Below are 17,310 nucleotides of genomic sequence, written 5' to 3'. Positions count from 1 at the left end.
AGGTGGTATCGAGGTCGCGCATGGCGTTGTCTCCTGATGAAGGTGTTATAAAGTGGAACTAGACGTTCCGAAAAATTGTTTGTTGGGAGGAATGTAGGCGGAAGAGTGGCCGCGGTCAATATAAAGTTTTGGTTTACGGAATGAAATTGACAAAAAATCGAGACAAATTGGCCATCAGAGCTGCATAAGTCACTAAGGACTTCGCGGCTTTCGATAAATTGCGGCGGGGAACGAGGGGGAGACAGCGAGAAAGTGCGGCGCCGGTTGGGGTACCGGCGCCGGCCAGGAGGCGGGAGGTCTGGAGGCAAGGCCGCCGCGGCTCAGGCCGCACGGAGAGAGGAAGCGCAGCGCCGTCTGGCCTTCAGGAAAAGTGGCAGGCGACCCAGTGACCCGGGCTGCCTTCGCGCAGTTCGGGCGCGGCCTCGTGGCAACGCGGTGCGGCATACGGGCAACGCGTATGGAAGCGGCACCCCGTGGGCGGGTCGAGCGGACTCGGCAGGTCGCCCTCCAGCAGCGCGCGAGGCCTGGAGCGCGCGGCCGGATCGGCCGACGGCGCCGCGGCGATGAGCGCGCGGGTGTAGGGATGGGCAGGCGCATTCCACACGGCATCGCGCTCGCCGGTCTCCACCACCTGCCCCAGGTACATCACCGCGATGCGGTCCGACATATGCCGCACCACGGACAGGTCATGTGAGATGAACAGGTAGGCCATGCCGAACGCCTGGCGCAACTCCAGCAACAGGTTCAGCACCTGTGCGCGGATCGATACGTCCAGCGCCGACACCGCTTCGTCGCAGACGATCAGGTCCGGCTGCAGCATCAGCGCGCGTGCAATCGCCACGCGCTGTCGCTGGCCGCCGGACAGTTCGTGCGGCAAGCGCGCAGCGAACTCTGGCCGCAGGCCCACGCGCGCCATCGCCCACGCCACGCGTTCGCGGCGCTCGGCGGCATTGCCACGGCGATGCACGATCAGCGGCTCTTCCAGCGCGCGGCCGATGGCTACCCGCGGATTCAGCGAGGCGGCCGGATCCTGGAACACCATCTGCAGCCGCGCTCGCACGGGATGCAGCGCAGGTCCGCGCCGGTCGGTGATGTCCTCGCCATCGAGCACCACGCGCCCCCCGTCCGGCACCGTCAGGCGCATGGCGATGCGCGCCACGGTGGACTTGCCGCAGCCGCTCTCGCCGACCAGACCGAGCGTCTCGCCACGCTGCACGGACAGCGACACGCCGTCCAGCGCGCGTACCGTGCCCGCCTGGGTGCGATAGTGGCGGCTGACTGCCTGCAATGCCAGCAGCGGCGCGCTCATGCCGCGATCTCCCATGCCGGTTGGCTGGGTCGGGCCCGCCGGCGCAGCGGCGCGTGGCACGCCACCTGCCGTAGTCCGCTGGTTTCCAGAGCCGGCACGTGCCGGGTGCAGGCCGCCTGCGCCAGGGCGCAGCGCGGCGCGAAGGCACAGCCGGGCGGCATCGCCGACAGCGGCGGCACCGTGCCGGGAATCTCCGGCAGGCGTGCGCCCGGCGGCAACGTCTCGATGGCCAGCGACGCCAGCAGGCCTGCCGTATAAGGATGGGCGGGAGCGGCCAGCAGCGCATCCACCGGCCCCTGTTCGACAATGCGCCCCGCGTACATCACGGCCGCGCGGTCGGCGGTCTCCGCCACCACGCCCAGGTCATGCGTGATCAGCAGCAATGCCATGCCGGTCTCGTGCTGCAGGCGCCTGAGCAGCGCCAGGACCTGCGCCTGCGTGGTGACATCGAGTGCCGTGGTCGGTTCGTCGGCGATCAGCAGGTCGGGCTCGCACGCCAGCGCCAGCGCGATCATGGCGCGCTGGCGCATGCCGCCCGACATCTGGTGCGGGTAATCGCGGGCGCGCGCTGCGGGCGAGGGCATGCGCACCTGGTCGAGCAGCGCCAGCACGCGCGCCCAGGCCTGCGCGTGGCTCACTTTGCGGTGCAGGCGGATGGCCTCGGCGATCTGGTCGCCGATGCGCATCACCGGATTCAGCGCCGACATCGGTTCCTGGAAGATCATCGCGATGCGGTTGCCGCGGATCGCGCGCATGGCCTTGGGGGCGAGCGCCAGCAGGTCGGTGCCGTCGAACCACGCCTGGCCGCCGGTCACGCGCGCGCCGCGGCGCGGCAGCAGGCCCAGCAGCGTGCATGCGGTGACGGACTTGCCGCTGCCGCTTTCGCCGACCAGCGCCAGCGTTTCGCCGCGGTCCAGCGACAGCGATACGCCGTCTACAGCGGTGACGGTGCCGGCGCGCGTGTCGAACGCGGTGCGCAGCTGCCGGATATCAAGCAATGGCATCCTGTATTCCCTATCGTTGCCGAAGATGCGGGTTGAGCGCGTCGTTCAGGCCTTCGCCCAGCAGGTTGAAGGCCAGCACCGTCACCACGATCGCCAGCCCGGGCAGGCCGCAGATGTACCAGGCATCGACCACCTGCTCACGGCCGCTGCCGATGATCGTGCCCCAGCTCATCACATTGGGATCGCCCAGGCCGAGGAACGACAGCGAGGCCTCGGTCTGGATCGCGGTGGCGACCGTCAGCGTCGACATGGCGATCACCGGCGGCAGCGCGTTGGGAAGGATCTGCGTCAGGATCAGGCGCATACGCCCCATGCCGATGGTCTCGGCGGCGAGCACGAACTCGCGCTCGCGCAGCGACAGGAACTCGGCGCGCACCAGCCGCGCGGTGGCGGGCCACGAGACCACGCCGATCGCCATCACCACCGTCGTTACCGACGGCTTGAAGATCGCCACCAGCACCACCGCCAGCACGAACTTGGGCACGGTCTGGAACAGCTCGGTGAGCCGCATCAGCGCGGTGTCGATGCGGCCACGGAAGTAGCCGCCGATCGCGCCCACCGCAATGCCCAGCGTGGCGGACAGTGCCGTGCTGACCAGCCCGATCAGCAGCGACACGCGCGCGCCGGCCGCCAGGCCGGTGGCGAGGTCGCGGCCCATGAAGTCAGTACCGAGCGGATGGGCGGGGTCGTCGCCCGGCCACAGCATCGGCGCGCCGGCCATCTCCCAGGGATCGCCGGGGAACAGCACTGGGCCAAGCGCGGCGGCAGCGATCACGGCGAGCAGCAGGATCGCGCCGGCCAGCGCGGAGGGATTGCGCAGCAGGCCTTGCACCAGCGCGCGGCCGCGCTTCCATCCGGCATGCAGGCGCGCCAGTGCGGGCAGGCTCAGTGTGCTCATGCCCGCCCTCCGTCCTGTCCGACCGCGACGCGCGGATCGAGCAGCGCATAGAGCAAGTCCACCAGGATATTGACGAAGGTCACCAGCAAAGAACTCAGCAGCAGGATGCCCAGCAGCAGGTTGAAGTCGCGCGCCAGCACGGACTCGAATGCCAGTCGTCCCAGGCCGGGCCAGCTGAACACGGATTCGACCAGCACCGCGCCGCTGAGCAGCGACGCCACCTGGTAGCCCGCCATCGTCACCAGTGGCAGCAGCGCATTGCGCAGCGCATGGGCCAGCGTCACGCGGATCTCGCCGGCGCCCTTGGCGCGCGCGGTGCGCACGAAGTCGGCTCCGTCCAGCTCCAGCATGGCCGTGCGCACCAGCCGCGTATAGACCGCCAGGTAGAAGGTGGCCAGCGTGCAGGCGGGCAGCACCGCATGGCGCGCGACATCGAGCACCAGCGCCAGCCCGGTGTGCCCGGCGCCCACATCGGTCATGCCGCCGGACGGCAGCCAGCCCAGGCGCGCGGAGAACAGCACCACCGCCATCAGCCCCAGGCAGAACGTGGGCATGGCGTAGGCCACCAGCGCCGCCAGCGAAATCAGCCGATCCGGCCAGCGCTGCACCCGCACCGCGCTGATCACGCCGAGCACCACGCCCAGCACCAGCGCAATCCCCATCGCCAGCAGCATCAGCAGCAGCGTGGCCGGCAACCGCTTCACGATCAGCTCGAACACCGGCATGTTCTGCCGGAACGAATAGCCAAGGTCCAGCGTCAGCACATTGCCCAGGTAGTGCAGCAGTTGCAGCCACAGTGGCTGGTCCAGGCCGAAGCTGGCGCGCAGGTGCGCCATGTACTCGGGCGTGGCGGCGCCGGCCTCACCTGCCAGCACGTCCACCACATCGCCGGGGGCGAGCTGCAGGATCAGGAAGTTGAGCAGGGCGATGCCGAGCACCACCGGCACCACCTGCAGGAGGCGCTGGCGCACGAAGCGCGGGAAGGTCGCACGCACTGCGTCACGCCCGCCGCTGCAACCACGCATCCGCGTACGAGGCAAAGAGCCCGTCGCCCTGCGCGGTGCGCTTGCGGAAGCGTGCGGTCGAGACCGTGACCCAGGTCTGCTCGACCAGGTCCAGCACCGGCACGTCTTCCTGCACGATCTGCTGCCAGGACTTGATCAGCGCCTTGCGTTTGGCCACGTCGGCCTCGCGGCCCGCGGCTTCCATGATCTGGTCGAGCTGCGGGTTGGAGTAGCCCGAGCCGTTGGTCCACGGCGCGCCCTTGATGATGTTTTTCGTCCAGAACAGCCGCTGCACGCCCAGCGTGGGATCGGGCAGCCGGTGCAGGCTGGAAATCATCAGGTCGTAGTCCTGGTCGGTGAAGACGCGGCGCAGGTAGGTGGCGGTATCGCCCGCGCGCAGTTCCACCTCCACGCCCACGCGCGCCAGAGACTGCTTGATGAACTCCGCCGGCCGGCTCGCGTTGACGCCGCCGCCGCCGTCGTAGTCGAGCGTGATCTTCAGGCGCTTGCCGTCCTTGCCCGGCTTCAGTCCCGCTTCGTCCAGCAGCGCGGCGGCCTTCTTCAGGTCGTACGGGTACCGGCGCGTGTCGGGCGAGTAGTAGTTGACCACCGACGAAGGCACCGGCCCGGTGGCGGGCTTGCCGTAGCCAAGGAACACCACCTTCAGCAGCGCGTTGCGGTCGATCGCATACGCCAGCGCCTGTCGGACGCGCTTGTCGCCGAAGTACGGCTTGTGCACGTTGAACTGCGTCAGGAAGATGGTCGCGAGGTAGCGGCCGTCATCCAGGTTGATCGCATAGCGCTGCTTGTCGCGGAAGCGGTTCAGGTTGGACAGCGGGATGCTGGAGCCAAGCGCCACGTCGATTTCGCCGGCTTCTAGCGCCACCGTGCGTGCCGCGGCGTCGGGGATGAATTTGAACACCACGCCATCCAGGTAGGGCTGGTCCTTCTGCCAGTAGTTCGGATTGCGCTCCAGCCGCACATGGCTGCCCTTGACCCATTCCTTGAACACGAACGGCCCGGTGCCGATTGGCGCGTTGTTGGCGGGGTTGCTGAGCACGTCCTTGCCTTCGTAGATGTGCCGCGGCAGGATCTGCGCGCCGTAGGTGTTGATGTAGTTCAGCAGGTAGGGCGCCGGTGACGACAGCCGGATCACAACGGTATGCGGATCGGGCGTGTCGACCGCAGTGACGTTGGCAAACGCGGCGCGGCCGAACGGGTGCAGCTTCTTCCAGACTTCCAGCAGCGTGTATTTGACGTCCGCCGCCGTGAAGTCCTTGCCGTCATGCCAGCGCACGGCCTTGCGCAGGTGGAAGGTGGTTGCCAGGCCGTCCGGCGTGGTGTTCCATGAGGTCGCCAGCGCCGGCACGGGTTGCAGGTTCAGGTCGTAGCTGACCAGCCCTTCCAGCACCTTGCTCGAGACCTGGCCGATGTTCATCGTCGTGATAAAGGCCGAGGTCAGCAGGGTCGGCTCGGGCGATACCGCGACGTTCAGCACGCCGCCGCGAACGGCCGTTTCAGCGGCGGTTTGCGCAAAGGCTTCGGCGGACAGCGGCAGTCCGATGGAAAGAAGGGTGGTGGTGGCGAGGAAATCTCTGCGGTGCATGTTGGCTTGCGGTCGGTGACGGGCAAGCCAGGATGTTATGTGCCGCGCGCGAGGCGGCGAACGAACAAAATGCTCTTTGGTTATCAGGTTCGTGTCAGCGCCCCGTTTCAGCGCCCCGACAGCGCTTCCAGCACCGGCAGGTTGCCCTCCCCAAAGCCCTGGTAGCCGTCGCGCTGGACGATCTCGAAAAAGAACTCGCCCGCCTCTCGCTTCACGAACGCCTGCTGGAAGCGGTCCAGCGTGCCATCGGCACGCACGGCGCCGTCGGCGAGGATGCCGTAGCGCTGCAGCGCGGCCAGGTCCAGGCCATGGCCCGGCAGGCGCGCGTCGACGGAATCGTAATAGGCCGCCGGCGGCTGCACGAACCGCACGCCGTTGCCCGCCAGTGCCGCGGCGCTGCCGAGGATGTCGGCGCTCCCCAGCGCAATGTGCTGGATGCCTTCGCCATGCTGGTCCGACAGGTAGTGGCGCATCTGGTCATGGCGCGGCGTGCCCTTCTCGTACAGCGGAATACGGATGCGCCCGCACGGCGACACCAGCGCGCGCGCCTCGCTGGCGACCTGGATCTCACGGAAGCCCAGCACCTTGCGGTAGAACTCCAGCCATTCCTCCAGATGGCCAGGCTCGACCGCCTGGGTCAGGTGGTCGACGCGCATGAGTCCCGCGTCGAGCGCCTCGGCGGCCTGCGGCAGCGGGCGGAAATCGACGTCGTAGATCGAGATATCGCCCACGTCGCCCGGCCGGCCTTCCTTGCCGCGCCACCGGTCGATGAAATAGATGATCGACTGGCCGATGCCCTGGATCGCGGGGATATTGAGTTCCATCGGGCCCACCGTGCCGCCCTCGAACGGCCAGGCGCCGGCTTCCAGCGCGCGGGCAAAGGCGGCCGCGGCATCGTGCACGCGGATGCCGATGGCGCAGATCGACAGGCCGTACTCGCTGGCATAGCGCGTCGCGAACGAATCCGGCTCGGCATCGACGATGAAATTCATCTCGCCCTGCCGGTACAGCTTCACCGCCTTGTGACGGTGGCGGGCAATGGCGGCGAAGCCGAAGCGTTCAAGGGTGCGACCCAGCGCGGCCGGGTCGGGCGAGGCAAATTCGATGAACTCGTAGCCCTGGATCCCGAGCGGGTTGTCCCACGTCTGGGAATCGTCGGCGCGCGGGGAAGAGACGTCTGCGGCGCTCATTGTCTTTGCTCCTGTTGGGTGGCGAGGGGGCGGTGCCGGGCCATTGCGGCGACGATCGGATCATAGCAACCCACCCTCGCCGGGCCGCGCCTGGACGGCGCGTCGCAGCACCTCGTAGAAACCCGAACTGCGCGCCTTGAGCGCGCATACGCGTTCACTGATCGCGCAATATGGCGTAAAGCGCTCTTGGCTGGCGCGCTGCCGGCCACTAATCTCCGGTCATCGAAACGCACCCCGGCCGGCCGCCAGGCCTGCGCCCCGAACTCACCAACACCATGATCAACGGCAAGACCACGCTCATCCCGCACCTTGGCTATCCCACGGAGTCGTTCAAGGCGCCGATGATCTACAACCCCTGGTTCGCGCAGCAGGGCATCGACGCGGTAGTGGTGCCGATGGGCGTCAAGCCCGACGACTATGCCGAAGTGTTCCGCTCCCTGTTCCGCCTGACCAATATCCGCGGCGCGCTCGTGACCATGCCGCACAAGGTCGCCACGCTGGAGCTGGTGGACGAACTGACGCCGGCCGCCCGCATTGCCGGCGCCTGCAACGCCGTGCTGCGGCGCGACGACGGCACGCTGGTCGGTGACCAGTTCGACGGCGTCGGCTTTGTGCGCGGCATCGTGCGCAAGGGCTGCCGGCCGGAAGGCGCGCGCGCCATCGTCTCCGGCAGCGGTGGCGTGGGCAGCGCGATCGCAGCGTCGCTGGCGCAAGCCGGCGTGGCCGAGCTGGCACTGTTCGATGCCCGCGAGGGCGTCGCGCATGCGCTGGCCCGCCGCCTGGCCGAGCACTACCCGGCGCTGCGCGTGAGCACGGGCTCGGACGATCCGCAAGGTTTCGACGTGGTGGTCAACGCGACCCCGCTCGGCATGCACGCAGGCGACCCGCTGCCGTTCGACGTCACGCGTATTGCCCCCGGCGCCATGGTCGGCGAGGTGGTGATGAAGCACGAATACACCCCGTTCCTTGAAGCCGCGCTGGCGCGCGGCTGCAAGGTCCAGGTGGGCACCGACATGCTGTTCGAGATGATCCCGGCCTACCTGGAGTTCTTTGGCTACGGTACGGCCACACCCGAAGCGCTGCGTGCGGTTGCGCAGATCCGGTATTGAGGGCAGGGCGCATGCCCTGGCCGACAGCCGAGCGGAAGCCGTCTCATAAAGGCACGCCGGCAAGCATTTCCAATTCAATGGTGGAGACAGACAAGATGACCACGACTCACAAGGAGCTGCCGGCTGCTGCGGCACCTGGCAACTCGCTCGGCGACAAGATCCGCGCCGCCTTTGCCTTCGGCAAGGTGCGCTGGGGCATGCTGGCGCTGGTGTTTTTCGCGACCACGCTGAACTACATCGACCGCGCCGCGCTTGGCGTGCTGCAACCGGTGCTGGCCAAGGCCATGGCGTGGACCGCGCAGGACTACGCCAATATCAACTTCTGGTTCCAGGTGGGCTACGCCATCGGCTTTGCGCTGCAGGGGCGGTTTATCGACATGGTCGGCGTCAAGCGTGCGTTTGCGCTGGCGGTGCTGCTGTGGAGCATCGCCTGCGGCGCGCACGCGTTCGCGGCCTCGGCGGTCGGCTTCATGATCTGCCGCTTCTTCCTCGGCTTGTCCGAGGCGGCCAACTATCCCGCCTGCGTCAAGACCACGCGCATCTGGTTCCCGGCGAGCGAGCGCGCCATCGCCACCGGTATCTTCAATGCCGGCACCAATGTCGGCGCTATGCTTACGCCGATCATGCTGCCGCTGATCCTGCAGGCCTGGGGGTGGCAGGCCGCCTTTATTGCCATCGCCTCGCTGGGCGCGGTGTGGCTGGCATTCTGGTATGCCCGCTACCACAACCCGGAACAGCACCCGACCGTCAGCGCCGCGGAACTGGCCCACGTCACGCGCGATGTCGAACCGCCGCCGCACCGCATCCGCTACTCGCAGATCCTGCGCATGCGCGGCACCTGGGCCTTCGCCCTGGCCTACGCCATCACCGCGCCGGTGTTCTGGTTCTACCTGTACTGGCTGCCGCCGTTCCTGAACCAGCAGTACCAGCTCGGCATAAGCGTGACGCAGATGGGCATTCCGCTGATCGTGATCTACCTGGCGGCCGATGTGGGCAGCGTGGGCGGCGGTGCGCTGTCGTCGTGGCTGATCAGCCGCGGCATGCCGGCAGTGCGTGCGCGCCTGCTGTCGATGCTGATCTTCGCCGCGTGCATCACCTCGGTGGTGATGGCCGCCGGCGCCAGCAGCCTGTGGATGGCCGTGGCCGCGATCTCGGTCGCGATCGGCGCGCACCAGGCGTGGACCGCGAACATCTGGAGCATGGTGATGGACTACACGCCCAAGCATGTGGTCAGCTCGGTGTTCGGCTTCGGCGGGATGATCGGCGCGATCGGCGGCATGTTCATGACGCAGCTGGTTGGCTACGTGCTCACCACCACGCACAACAACTATGCGGTGCTGTTCACGATGATCCCCTGCGCCTACTTCATCGCGCTCACCTGGCTGTTCTTCCTGGCCCCGCGCAAGGTGCCGGACGTCGCCTGACCCTCTCTTCGCATCACAACAACTAGACACAGAGACAAAGCTCCGATGCAAAAACGACTGATTGCGCTGCTCGCGCTGGGCGCGGGCAGCCTGCCCGCGCTCGCCCAGAATTCCGGTGGCGTCACGCTCTACGGCTTGCTGGATACGACCATCCGCTACAGCACCCATGAGGACGCGGCCGGCCACAGCCGCACGCAGATGACCGATGGCGTACTGACCGGCAGCCGCTGGGGCTTGCGCGGCACCGAGGATATCGGTGGCGGCAACAAGGCCTGGTACATCCTGGAGTCGGGCTTCTCGCCTGACACCGGCACCAGCCAGCAGGGCGGGCGGCTGTTCGGGCGCACCGCCGTGATCGGGCTCGACGGCGACTACGGCAAGCTCGCGTTCGGGCGCCAGTACACGCTGGCGCACGAGCTGCTGTCGTCGTACGAGGCCATGGCCTTTGCCAACAATTCCATCGTCGGCTACCAGGGCGGCAACTACACCGGGCTGCGCTATGACAACACCGTCAAGTACATCAAGAGCTTCAACGGCTTGCAAGTGGCGGCGGCCTACACCTTCGGCGAGGTGCCGGGCAGCATCAAGAGCGGCTCGGCCGCTGCCGGTTCGCTCGCCTACACTTCAGGGCCGCTGGAGATCGGCGCCGTGTATCAGCAGACGCAGAACGTGACCACGGCCTTCTTCGGCGCGGTGCCGGCGGCGCTGGCCAGCAAGCAGACGGTGTGGGGCCTGGGTGGCACGTGGAAGGCGGCGCGGGCGCAGTACTACCTTGGCTATACCAACAACCGGCTGGATGTGGCGGACTATCGCAACAACGTCGGCTATGTGGGGACGCGGTTCAACATCACCGATGCGCTGGTGTTTATCGGCACGCTGCAATACGACTGGGTGCGCCATGCGGGGGAGAGCGGCAAGCGGCTCACCACGGCGGGCATGCTCGACTACAATTTCAGCAAGCGTACCGACGTGTATGTGGAGGTGGACTACACCCACCTGCAGGGGCAGTGGATTGCGTTGAACAGTTCGCCGACGTTTGCCAACAGTGGGAATACTTATGGCAATGCGTCGCGCATCGGGGTGATGGCGGGGGTGCGGCATAAGTTTTGATGGTGTTTGACTGCGCATGCGCATTGCGACGCGCTGCTAAGCTCCCGCAAGCCGGCTCCTTCTCCCGCTTGCGGGAGAGGGGAGCAAACCGGCAGCGGGCATAAGCCCGCGGCAGGCCTCAAGCTTTCCCTAACTGTGCCTGAGCAGACGTCAGCTGCACCAGCGCCTCAACCGCCAACGCATACCCCTTCACCCCCAGCCCCGCCATCACCGCCCGCGCCACCGGCGAAATCCACGAATGGTGCCGGAACGCCTCGCGCGCATGCACATTGGAGATGTGGTACTCCACCACCGGCACCGCCGCGCCCTTGATCGCATCATGCAGCGCAATCGACGTATGCGTGAGCGCCCCCGCATTCAGCACCACCCCGACCATCTCCCCTTGCGCACACAGCCGCCCCGCTTCATGGATCCAGTCGATCAGCTGGCCTTCATGGTTGGTCTGCCGGCATTGCGCTTCCAGCCCCAGCCGCTGCGCGGCTTCCTGGCAGATGCGTTCCACATCCGCCAGCGTTTCACTGCCATAGACTGCTGGCTCTCGGGTGCCGAGCAGGTTGAGGTTGGGCCCGTTGAGCACCAGTACTGTCTTCATCATGTCTCCTGGAATCGGCCGCGGCGCTGGCGCGGCCATCGCCGATAGCCTATCGTTAGTCCCTTCATCCCATCATCGACCGCCATGGAAACTCAGAATGCGCTGACGGCGAACAATGACCCGTTCCTGCGGGACCTGCGGCTGTTCTGCACGGTAGCGCGGCGCGCCAGCTTTATCGCCGCCGCCAACGAGACCGGCATTTCGCCGGCCCACGTCAGCAAGCGCATCGCCATGCTCGAAGCCATGCTCGGTGCCAAGCTGTTCCACCGCACCACGCGCCGCGTCAGCGTGACCGCCGAGGGTGAAAGCGCCTTTGCCTGGGCGCAGAAAATCCTCGAAGACGTCGACGGCATGCTCGAGGCCGTGGGGGCCACCGGTGGCGAGCCGCGCGGGCTGCTGCGCATCGCCACCAGCGTGCGGCTCGGGCGCCGGCATGTGGCGCCGGTGCTGTCGCTGCTGCGGCAGCAGCATCCGGGGCTGGAGGCCTGGCTGGAGCTGCTCGACCGGCGCGTCGACCTGATCGGCGAGAGCTTCGACCTGGACATCCGGGTGGGCGAGGTCGAGGAACCGCACCTGATCGCCAGGAAGATCGCCACGGGCAGCCGCGTGCTTTGCGCCGCGCCCGCCTACCTGGCGCGGCGCGGCATGCCGGAGCACCCGACCGAGTTGCCCCGGCACGACTGCCTGCTGCTGCGCGAACGCGACCAGGCCTTTGGCGTATGGCGGCTGCAGGGGCCGGACGGGTGGGAGACGGTGAAGGTGACCGGGCCGATGGCATCGAACCACAGCGACGTGACCCACCAGTGGGCACTCGAAGGCTTCGGCATCATCATGGCCTCGGTCTGGGACGTGGCCGCTAGCGTGCGCGCCGGCGAACTGGTGCGCGTGCTGCCGGACTGGCAGCAGCCGGCCGATATCTGGGCCGTGACCAGCGCGCGGGCGTCGGCGTCGGTCCGCATGCGCGTGTGCCTTGAATTCCTGAAGACGCAGTTGTCGCAAGGGCCGCACGCGTTGGCGACGAGCCTGGACTAAAGCACCCGCATGATCAGCAATGCGGTGTCTTGCAACACCTGCAGTACCCGGTCCAGCGCCTGCTGCGGCGTCTCGTCGCCGATCGGCATATTGACCGAGAGCGCGGCGATCACTTTGCCGTGGCGGTCGCGCAGCGGCACCGCGATGCCGCGCACGCCGGTCTGCAACTGCTGCTCGAGCATCGCATAGCCCTGCGCGCCGGCCTTGCGGATCTCTTCGAGCAGGCGCTCGTGCTGCAGGATGGTGTACGGCGTGTAGGGGGCGAGCACGCAGGTTTCCAGCCATTCGCGCACCTGCTCCTCGGGGCGCGAGGCCAGCATCATCACACCCGCCGAGCCCAGCGGCGCCGGCACCCGTGCCCCCAGCACGAAGCCCGTGCTCATCACGCGGCTGGTGCCGGTGCGGGCGATAAACACCAGCTCCCAGCCATCGAGCACGCTCAGGTAGGCCGCCTCGCCAAGCTGCGCGGTGATCTGCTGCAGGAACGGCTGCACCGTGCGCGGCAATCGCGCCGAATCGAAATACGACCAACCCACCTTGAGCACGCGCGGGGTCAGGCTGAACAGCGTGCCGTCGCTGGTGGTGTAGCCGAGGTGCTCCAGCGTCAGCAGGTAGCGGCGCGCGGCGGTGCGCGTGAGCCCCGTCAGCTGCGCCGCCTGCGTGGGCGTGAGGCGCGGGTGGTCGTTGTCGAAGGCCTCCAGGATGGCCAGGCCTTTTTCCAGCCCGGCGATCCAGTCGCGCCGGTTCAGCGGTTCCTTTTCCATGGTTAACCCGAGTTTCGCGCGAGTGATGATCGCAATGGAGCGATTGTCGCACGCTTGCGCGCGAATTGTGGTTGTTGACGGGCCGGCTGGCTCATAACCTTTGGAGCAACACCGCCACCTCGCTATCGCCATGACCGCAGTCCGCAGGCCCCTCCCGAAATCGATCGCCACCGTCTCCCTTTCCGGCACGCTGCCGGAAAAGCTCGAAGCCGCCGCGGCCGCTGGCTTCGATGGCGTGGAGATCTTCGAGAACGACCTGCTGCATTTCGACGGCTCGCCCGCCGGAGTGCGGCGCATGGCGGCCGACCTCGGCCTGCAGATCCTGCTCTACCAGCCGCTGCGCGACTTCGAGGCCATGCCCGGCGACGTGTTCGCACGCAATATGGCCCGCGCCGAACGCAAGTTCGATGTGATGGAGCAGCTTGGCGCGGAGATGGTGCTGGTGTGCAGCAATGTGCAGGACGTGGCCATTGATGACCCGGCGCGTGCCGCCTCGGACCTGCGCTGCATGGCCGAGGCCGCCGCCCGGCGCGGCCTGCGCGTGGGTTACGAGGCGCTCGCCTGGGGCCGCCACACGCGCCGCTGGCAGCAGGCGTGGGACATCGTGCGGCGCGCCGACCACCCCGCGTTCGGGCTGGTGCTCGACAGCTTCCATACGCTGTCGCTGGGCGATTCACTGCAGGGCCTCGACGCCGTGCCGGCGGACAAGATCTTCTTCGTCCAGCTGGCCGATGCGCCGCGCCTGTCGATGGATGTGCTGTCGTGGAGCCGCCACTACCGCAACTTCCCCGGCCAGGGAGACCTGCCGGTGACCGATTTCGCCCGCGCCGTGCTGCAGGCGGGCTATTCCGGGCCGCTGTCGCTGGAGGTGTTCAACGACGACTTCCGCGCGGCGCCTGCGCGGCAGACCGCGCAAGACGGGCTGCGCTCGCTGATCTGGCTGGAGTCCGAGGCCGGCGGGGCGCCGCTGCCCGAGCCGCCGGTGCTCGGCGGGGTGGATTTCATCGAGTTCGCCGTCGACTACGTGGCCGGCCGCGAGCTTGCGCAACGGCTGGAATCGCTGGGGTTTGCCCACGCCGGCCGCCATCGCTCCAAGGCGGTCGACCTGTACCGCCAGGGCGGCATCAACCTGATCCTGAATGCGGAACAGGACAGTGCCGCCGCCGAGCATTTCCAGCTGCACGGGCCGTCGGTATGCGCGCTCGGCCTGAAGGTGGACGACGCCCGCCGTGCCATCGCGCGCGCCCGTGCGCTGCTGTGCAAGGAATGGCGCGAGCCGGTGGGGCCCGATGAAAGGGTGATCCCAGCACTGCGATCCCCGGACGGCATGTTGTTCCACCTGATCGACGACCGCGATGCCGACCGCAGCATCTACGAGAGCGACTTCCTGCTCGACGGGCCCGCGGAAGCCGTCCACCACGGCGCCGGGCTCTCCGCCATCGACCATGTCGCGCAGGCGCTGCCGGCGAACCGGCTCGACAGCTTCGTGCTGTTCTACCGCGCGGTGTTCGGCATGCAGCCGGAGGCCGTGCACGAGATCGCCGACCCGTATGGCCTGGTGAAGAGCCGCGCCATGGTCAGCCCCGGCCAGAACGTGAGGATCCCGCTCAATGTGTCCGAGAGCGGCCGCACCGCCACCGGGCGCTTTGTTGCCGCTTACGCAGGCTCGGGCGTGCATCACATCGCCTTCCGCTCCGACCGTATCGAACCCACGCTGGAAGCGATCGACCGCCGCCGTGCCGCGATGCTGCACGTGCCGGACAACTACTACGATGACGTGGCCGCACGGCTGGCGCTCGACGATGCGCTGCTCGGGCGCCTGCAAGGCCTCGGCGTGCTCTATGACCGGGACGCGCAGGGCGAATTCCTGCATGCCTACACCGAGCCGTTCCACGAACGCTTCTTCTTCGAACTCGTGCAGCGCACCGGCTACCTCGGGTACGGCGCGGCCAACGCTGCGGTGCGCATGGCCGCGCAGGCGCAGCTGCGGCACGGCTAAGCGGCTAGGTCGCGCCGACTGGCCGCGCCGGCAGCGCACGTTCGCGCGCTGCCGCCACCGTTCCGCCCACGCCGCTGGCGGCAATCAGTGCAACGCCGAGCAGCGACCATTGATCGGGCAGGTAGGCAAACGCCAGCCAGCCGCCGACCATCGCAAAGGCAATCTGCAGGTAGAGATAGGGTGTCAGCAGGCTGACCGGCGCGCGCGCATAGGCCAGCACCAGGAGCATGTGACCGGCGCTGCCGGCGAGCGCCATGCCCGCGAGCAGGCACCAGTGCCACACCGTGAGCTGCGAGGTCCAGCCGAACGGCAGCGCCACCGACAGCAGCACCGTGGCCACGCAGCCGGTATGGAAGTGCGTGGTGCCGGCGCCGTCGGCGCGGGTCAGCACGCTGGTGAGCAACTGGTAGACGGCATTGCACAGCACCGCGCCCAGCGGCAGCAGCATCGCCGGCTGCAGGCCGGCGCCCGGCCGGATCACCACCAGGGCTCCGGCGAATCCGGTCAACAGACACAGCCAGCGCACGGCCGAGACGCGCTCGCCAAGCATGGCAGCGGCGGCCAGCGCCATCACCAGCGGTGTCAGGCTGACCACGGCGGTGAACTCGCCCACGGGTAGCACCTGCAGGCTGAAGAACGCGCAGCCGCTGGACAGCAGCATCGCCACCGCCCGCACGCCTTGCAGCAGTGGCCGGTGGGTGCGCAGCAGGGCCCGGCCGCGCGACGGCAGCAACACCGCGCCGGTCAGGGCGGCCTGTACCAGGTAGCGCAGCCACAGTGCCATCACGACCGGCACCGCGGCGCCGGCGATCTTGGTCAGCGTGTCCAGTGCGGCGAAGCAAGCTACCGCCCCCACCATCAGCGCGATGCCCTGCAGGGCCCGGGCGCCCCCGACGGGGCTCACGCCACTGGCCGGCAAGCTGCGCTTGCCACGGCCGTCCTTATCTGCACCATGTCACTGATCCACGTTGGCTTTGTCCTCGATGTGCAGATTACTGGCACGAGCGGGGGCGATCACGGCAATGGGTGGAAAGTCAGAATTCGCTGGGAGCGAACAATCCGGGGAAGGCGATGGCCGCGTTCAGTGAATGAAGCCGCCCTTGACGAAGCGCACCGGTTCGGCATCCATGCGCAGCAGCAGCGCGCTCAGGCCGTCCGGGGCCGGCCCGGCATTGCGCGGTGGGATTCCCGCTGGTCCCGAGACGCACACAAGATCCGCGTCGGACCATTGCCGGCCGGGTGCGCCGCGCGCACGCAGCCACCCTGCGCGGTCGGCCAGCAACTGGGTTCCCGCCAGTCGGGCGGGTGATGCCCCGGCGATCGATGCCACCGCCTGCCACGCAAGCGGCGACGTGGCCGTGCAGCCGGCGCGGAAGCGGGGCACCTCTGCGGGCGGCCGGCCGTCCGGCGTGACCAGCACGGTCAGGAAGCGCGGATCCTCGTACGGCAGTGAGGCCGTGCCATCGACCGCCACCAGGCGCACGCGCTGGTCGCCGCGCCATTGCGACAGTGACAGCGGCGCCTCGGTGCCGCAGCGGATCGCCATCTCCGGCAGCCGCAACGGCACTGGCCAGTTGCCATCGGCTTCGCTGCCGGCCGACAGCGCCTTCATGTAGTCGATCACGGCCCAGGTCTCGCGCGCGCCGAGCGTAGCGCCAAAGGCGGGCATGGTGGGCTGACCGTTGCGGTCACGCATCCCGGCGAGCACATGCCAGAACAACTCGCCATCGGCGCGACGCGCCAGCAGCGGGCTGGCCAGCGTCGGCGGCCACTGTGACAGGCTCGCGGCCAGCGGCCCTTCGCCGCGTCCGTCGGCGCCATGGCAGCCGGCGCAGTGTTGCGCATAGACACGCCCGCCGAGTGCGATGGCATCGACGGAGAAGCGGGTCGGACTGGCGTGGAAGCTGGTGGGCACGGCGGGGCCAAGCAGCAGCGATGCCTTGGGCCACGGCGCCACCAGCAGCGCGAGGGCGGCAGCGGCCAGCAGCACGCCACGCCCGCGACGCCGGGCCAGGGCAATGGCCACGGCCAGCACGGCGAAGGCTATGGCACATACGCTCAGGCCGACCTGGCGTGCGAGGCCCAGGTCGATCAGCAACGTTTCTCCGGCCACGCGCTGCGCCCATGGCCACGCGGGCTGGCCGTGACTGTCGCCGGTCAGGCCCAGCGGGTGCCATAGCGATAGCAATCCCAACTGGAACTTCTCGATCAGCACAAGCAGCGCGTTCAGCCATGCCTGCGGAGGCGGGCCGCTCATGATGCGGCCCGC

General features: G+C 68.2%; 15 protein-coding genes. 5 read left to right on the top strand and 10 right to left on the bottom strand.

Annotation, left to right across the window (positions count from 1 at the left end; all coding sequences use genetic code 11):
* Positions 1-361: 361 nt before the first annotated feature.
* The 6 genes from K307_RS15975 to K307_RS15950 form a co-directional block, all read right to left on the bottom strand.
* Complete coding sequence (locus K307_RS15975) at positions 362-1,309, bottom strand: ABC transporter ATP-binding protein (RefSeq protein ID WP_042882149.1); 948 nt, start codon at positions 1,307-1,309, stop codon at positions 362-364.
* Positions 1,306-2,313 (bottom strand): ABC transporter ATP-binding protein, encoded by a 1,008-nt coding sequence (locus tag K307_RS15970; protein WP_042879517.1) that lies wholly within the window; start codon positions 2,311-2,313, stop codon positions 1,306-1,308. The genes K307_RS15975 and K307_RS15970 overlap by 4 nt, the downstream gene beginning before the upstream one ends.
* Positions 2,314-2,323: 10 nt before the next feature.
* A complete protein-coding gene (locus K307_RS15965; RefSeq protein ID WP_080745042.1) occupies positions 2,324-3,211 on the bottom strand; it encodes an ABC transporter permease in 888 nt (295 codons plus the stop codon).
* Entirely contained in the window at positions 3,208-4,236 is a 1,029-nt protein-coding gene (locus tag K307_RS15960; RefSeq protein WP_051974925.1) for an ABC transporter permease, read from the bottom strand. Before K307_RS15960 ends, K307_RS15965 begins: the two co-directional genes overlap by 4 nt.
* Positions 4,211-5,821 (bottom strand): ABC transporter substrate-binding protein, encoded by a 1,611-nt coding sequence (locus tag K307_RS15955; RefSeq protein WP_042879515.1) that lies wholly within the window; start codon positions 5,819-5,821, stop codon positions 4,211-4,213. The genes K307_RS15960 and K307_RS15955 overlap by 26 nt, the downstream gene beginning before the upstream one ends.
* Before the next feature lie 107 nt (positions 5,822-5,928).
* The gene (locus K307_RS15950; RefSeq protein ID WP_051974924.1) at positions 5,929-7,011 is read right to left on the bottom strand and encodes a 4-hydroxyphenylpyruvate dioxygenase family protein; all 1,083 of its coding nucleotides are present in this window, start codon (positions 7,009-7,011) and stop codon (positions 5,929-5,931) included.
* 275 nt (positions 7,012-7,286) lie between these two features.
* On the opposite strand from K307_RS15950, the gene K307_RS15945 reads away from it, so the two are divergent.
* The 3 genes from K307_RS15945 to K307_RS15935 all read left to right on the top strand — a co-directional run bounded on the left by K307_RS15945 (position 7,287) and on the right by K307_RS15935 (position 10,654).
* Positions 7,287-8,120 (top strand): shikimate dehydrogenase family protein, encoded by an 834-nt coding sequence (locus K307_RS15945; RefSeq protein WP_042879514.1) that lies wholly within the window; start codon positions 7,287-7,289, stop codon positions 8,118-8,120.
* Between the two features lie 95 nt (positions 8,121-8,215).
* On the top strand, positions 8,216-9,544 hold the full coding sequence (locus K307_RS15940) for an MFS transporter (RefSeq protein ID WP_042879513.1): 1,329 nt from the start codon (positions 8,216-8,218) through the stop codon (positions 9,542-9,544).
* Between the two features lie 45 nt (positions 9,545-9,589).
* Entirely contained in the window at positions 9,590-10,654 is a 1,065-nt protein-coding gene (locus K307_RS15935) for a porin (RefSeq protein ID WP_042879511.1), read from the top strand.
* Positions 10,655-10,772: 118 nt separating this feature from the next.
* Here the strand turns inward: K307_RS15935 and aroQ are convergent, their stop codons facing one another.
* The gene (aroQ, locus tag K307_RS15930) at positions 10,773-11,246 is read right to left on the bottom strand and encodes a type II 3-dehydroquinate dehydratase (RefSeq protein ID WP_042882140.1); all 474 of its coding nucleotides are present in this window, start codon (positions 11,244-11,246) and stop codon (positions 10,773-10,775) included.
* An 84-nt stretch (positions 11,247-11,330) separates the two neighbouring features.
* Between aroQ and K307_RS15925 the strand changes: the two genes are divergently transcribed.
* Complete coding sequence (locus K307_RS15925; RefSeq protein WP_042879509.1) at positions 11,331-12,278, top strand: LysR family transcriptional regulator; 948 nt, start codon at positions 11,331-11,333, stop codon at positions 12,276-12,278.
* Here the strand turns inward: K307_RS15925 and K307_RS15920 are convergent.
* Positions 12,275-13,042 carry an IclR family transcriptional regulator domain-containing protein gene (locus K307_RS15920; protein ID WP_042879507.1) on the bottom strand — a complete coding sequence of 256 codons (768 nt, stop codon included), beginning with the start codon at positions 13,040-13,042 and terminating at the stop codon, positions 12,275-12,277. The genes K307_RS15925 and K307_RS15920 overlap by 4 nt on opposite strands.
* Before the next feature lie 130 nt (positions 13,043-13,172).
* On the opposite strand from K307_RS15920, the gene K307_RS15915 reads away from it, so the two are divergent.
* Entirely contained in the window at positions 13,173-15,041 is a 1,869-nt protein-coding gene (locus tag K307_RS15915) for a bifunctional sugar phosphate isomerase/epimerase/4-hydroxyphenylpyruvate dioxygenase family protein (protein ID WP_042879505.1), read from the top strand.
* A gap of 4 nt (positions 15,042-15,045) precedes the next feature.
* On the opposite strand, the gene K307_RS15910 is transcribed toward K307_RS15915, so the two are convergent.
* Positions 15,046-15,945: a DMT family transporter gene (locus K307_RS15910; protein WP_042882137.1), complete on the bottom strand. Its 900-nt coding sequence runs from the start codon at positions 15,943-15,945 to the stop codon at positions 15,046-15,048.
* A 177-nt stretch (positions 15,946-16,122) separates the two neighbouring features.
* A complete protein-coding gene (locus tag K307_RS15905; protein WP_042879503.1) occupies positions 16,123-17,298 on the bottom strand; it encodes a c-type cytochrome in 1,176 nt (391 codons plus the stop codon).
* Positions 17,299-17,310 lie beyond the last annotated feature (12 nt).

Source organism: Cupriavidus necator A5-1 (assembly GCF_000744095.1).
GTDB classification, from domain to species: Bacteria; Pseudomonadota; Gammaproteobacteria; order Burkholderiales; family Burkholderiaceae; genus Cupriavidus; species Cupriavidus necator_A.
This window is presented reverse-complemented; position numbering and strand designations above follow the sequence as displayed.

Excerpts from the sequence above, each read along its gene's own strand:
- K307_RS15915 (WP_042879505.1), top strand. The coding sequence starts at position 13,173 with ATGACCGCAGTCCGCAGGCCCCTCCCGAAATCGATCGCCACCGTCTCC.
- K307_RS15955 (WP_042879515.1), bottom strand. The coding sequence starts at position 5,821 with ATGCACCGCAGAGATTTCCTCGCCACCACCACCCTTCTTTCCATCGGA.
- K307_RS15975 (WP_042882149.1), bottom strand. The coding sequence starts at position 1,309 with ATGAGCGCGCCGCTGCTGGCATTGCAGGCAGTCAGCCGCCACTATCGC.
- K307_RS15965 (WP_080745042.1), bottom strand. The coding sequence starts at position 3,211 with ATGAGCACACTGAGCCTGCCCGCACTGGCGCGCCTGCATGCCGGATGG.
- K307_RS15960 (WP_051974925.1), bottom strand. The coding sequence starts at position 4,236 with ATGCGTGGTTGCAGCGGCGGGCGTGACGCAGTGCGTGCGACCTTCCCG.
- K307_RS15945 (WP_042879514.1), top strand. The coding sequence starts at position 7,287 with ATGATCAACGGCAAGACCACGCTCATCCCGCACCTTGGCTATCCCACG.
- K307_RS15950 (WP_051974924.1), bottom strand. The coding sequence starts at position 7,011 with ATGAGCGCCGCAGACGTCTCTTCCCCGCGCGCCGACGATTCCCAGACG.
- aroQ (WP_042882140.1), bottom strand. The coding sequence starts at position 11,246 with ATGAAGACAGTACTGGTGCTCAACGGGCCCAACCTCAACCTGCTCGGC.
- K307_RS15940 (WP_042879513.1), top strand. The coding sequence starts at position 8,216 with ATGACCACGACTCACAAGGAGCTGCCGGCTGCTGCGGCACCTGGCAAC.
- K307_RS15905 (WP_042879503.1), bottom strand. The coding sequence starts at position 17,298 with ATGAGCGGCCCGCCTCCGCAGGCATGGCTGAACGCGCTGCTTGTGCTG.
- K307_RS15920 (WP_042879507.1), bottom strand. The coding sequence starts at position 13,042 with ATGGAAAAGGAACCGCTGAACCGGCGCGACTGGATCGCCGGGCTGGAA.
- K307_RS15970 (WP_042879517.1), bottom strand. The coding sequence starts at position 2,313 with ATGCCATTGCTTGATATCCGGCAGCTGCGCACCGCGTTCGACACGCGC.
- K307_RS15935 (WP_042879511.1), top strand. The coding sequence starts at position 9,590 with ATGCAAAAACGACTGATTGCGCTGCTCGCGCTGGGCGCGGGCAGCCTG.
- K307_RS15925 (WP_042879509.1), top strand. The coding sequence starts at position 11,331 with ATGGAAACTCAGAATGCGCTGACGGCGAACAATGACCCGTTCCTGCGG.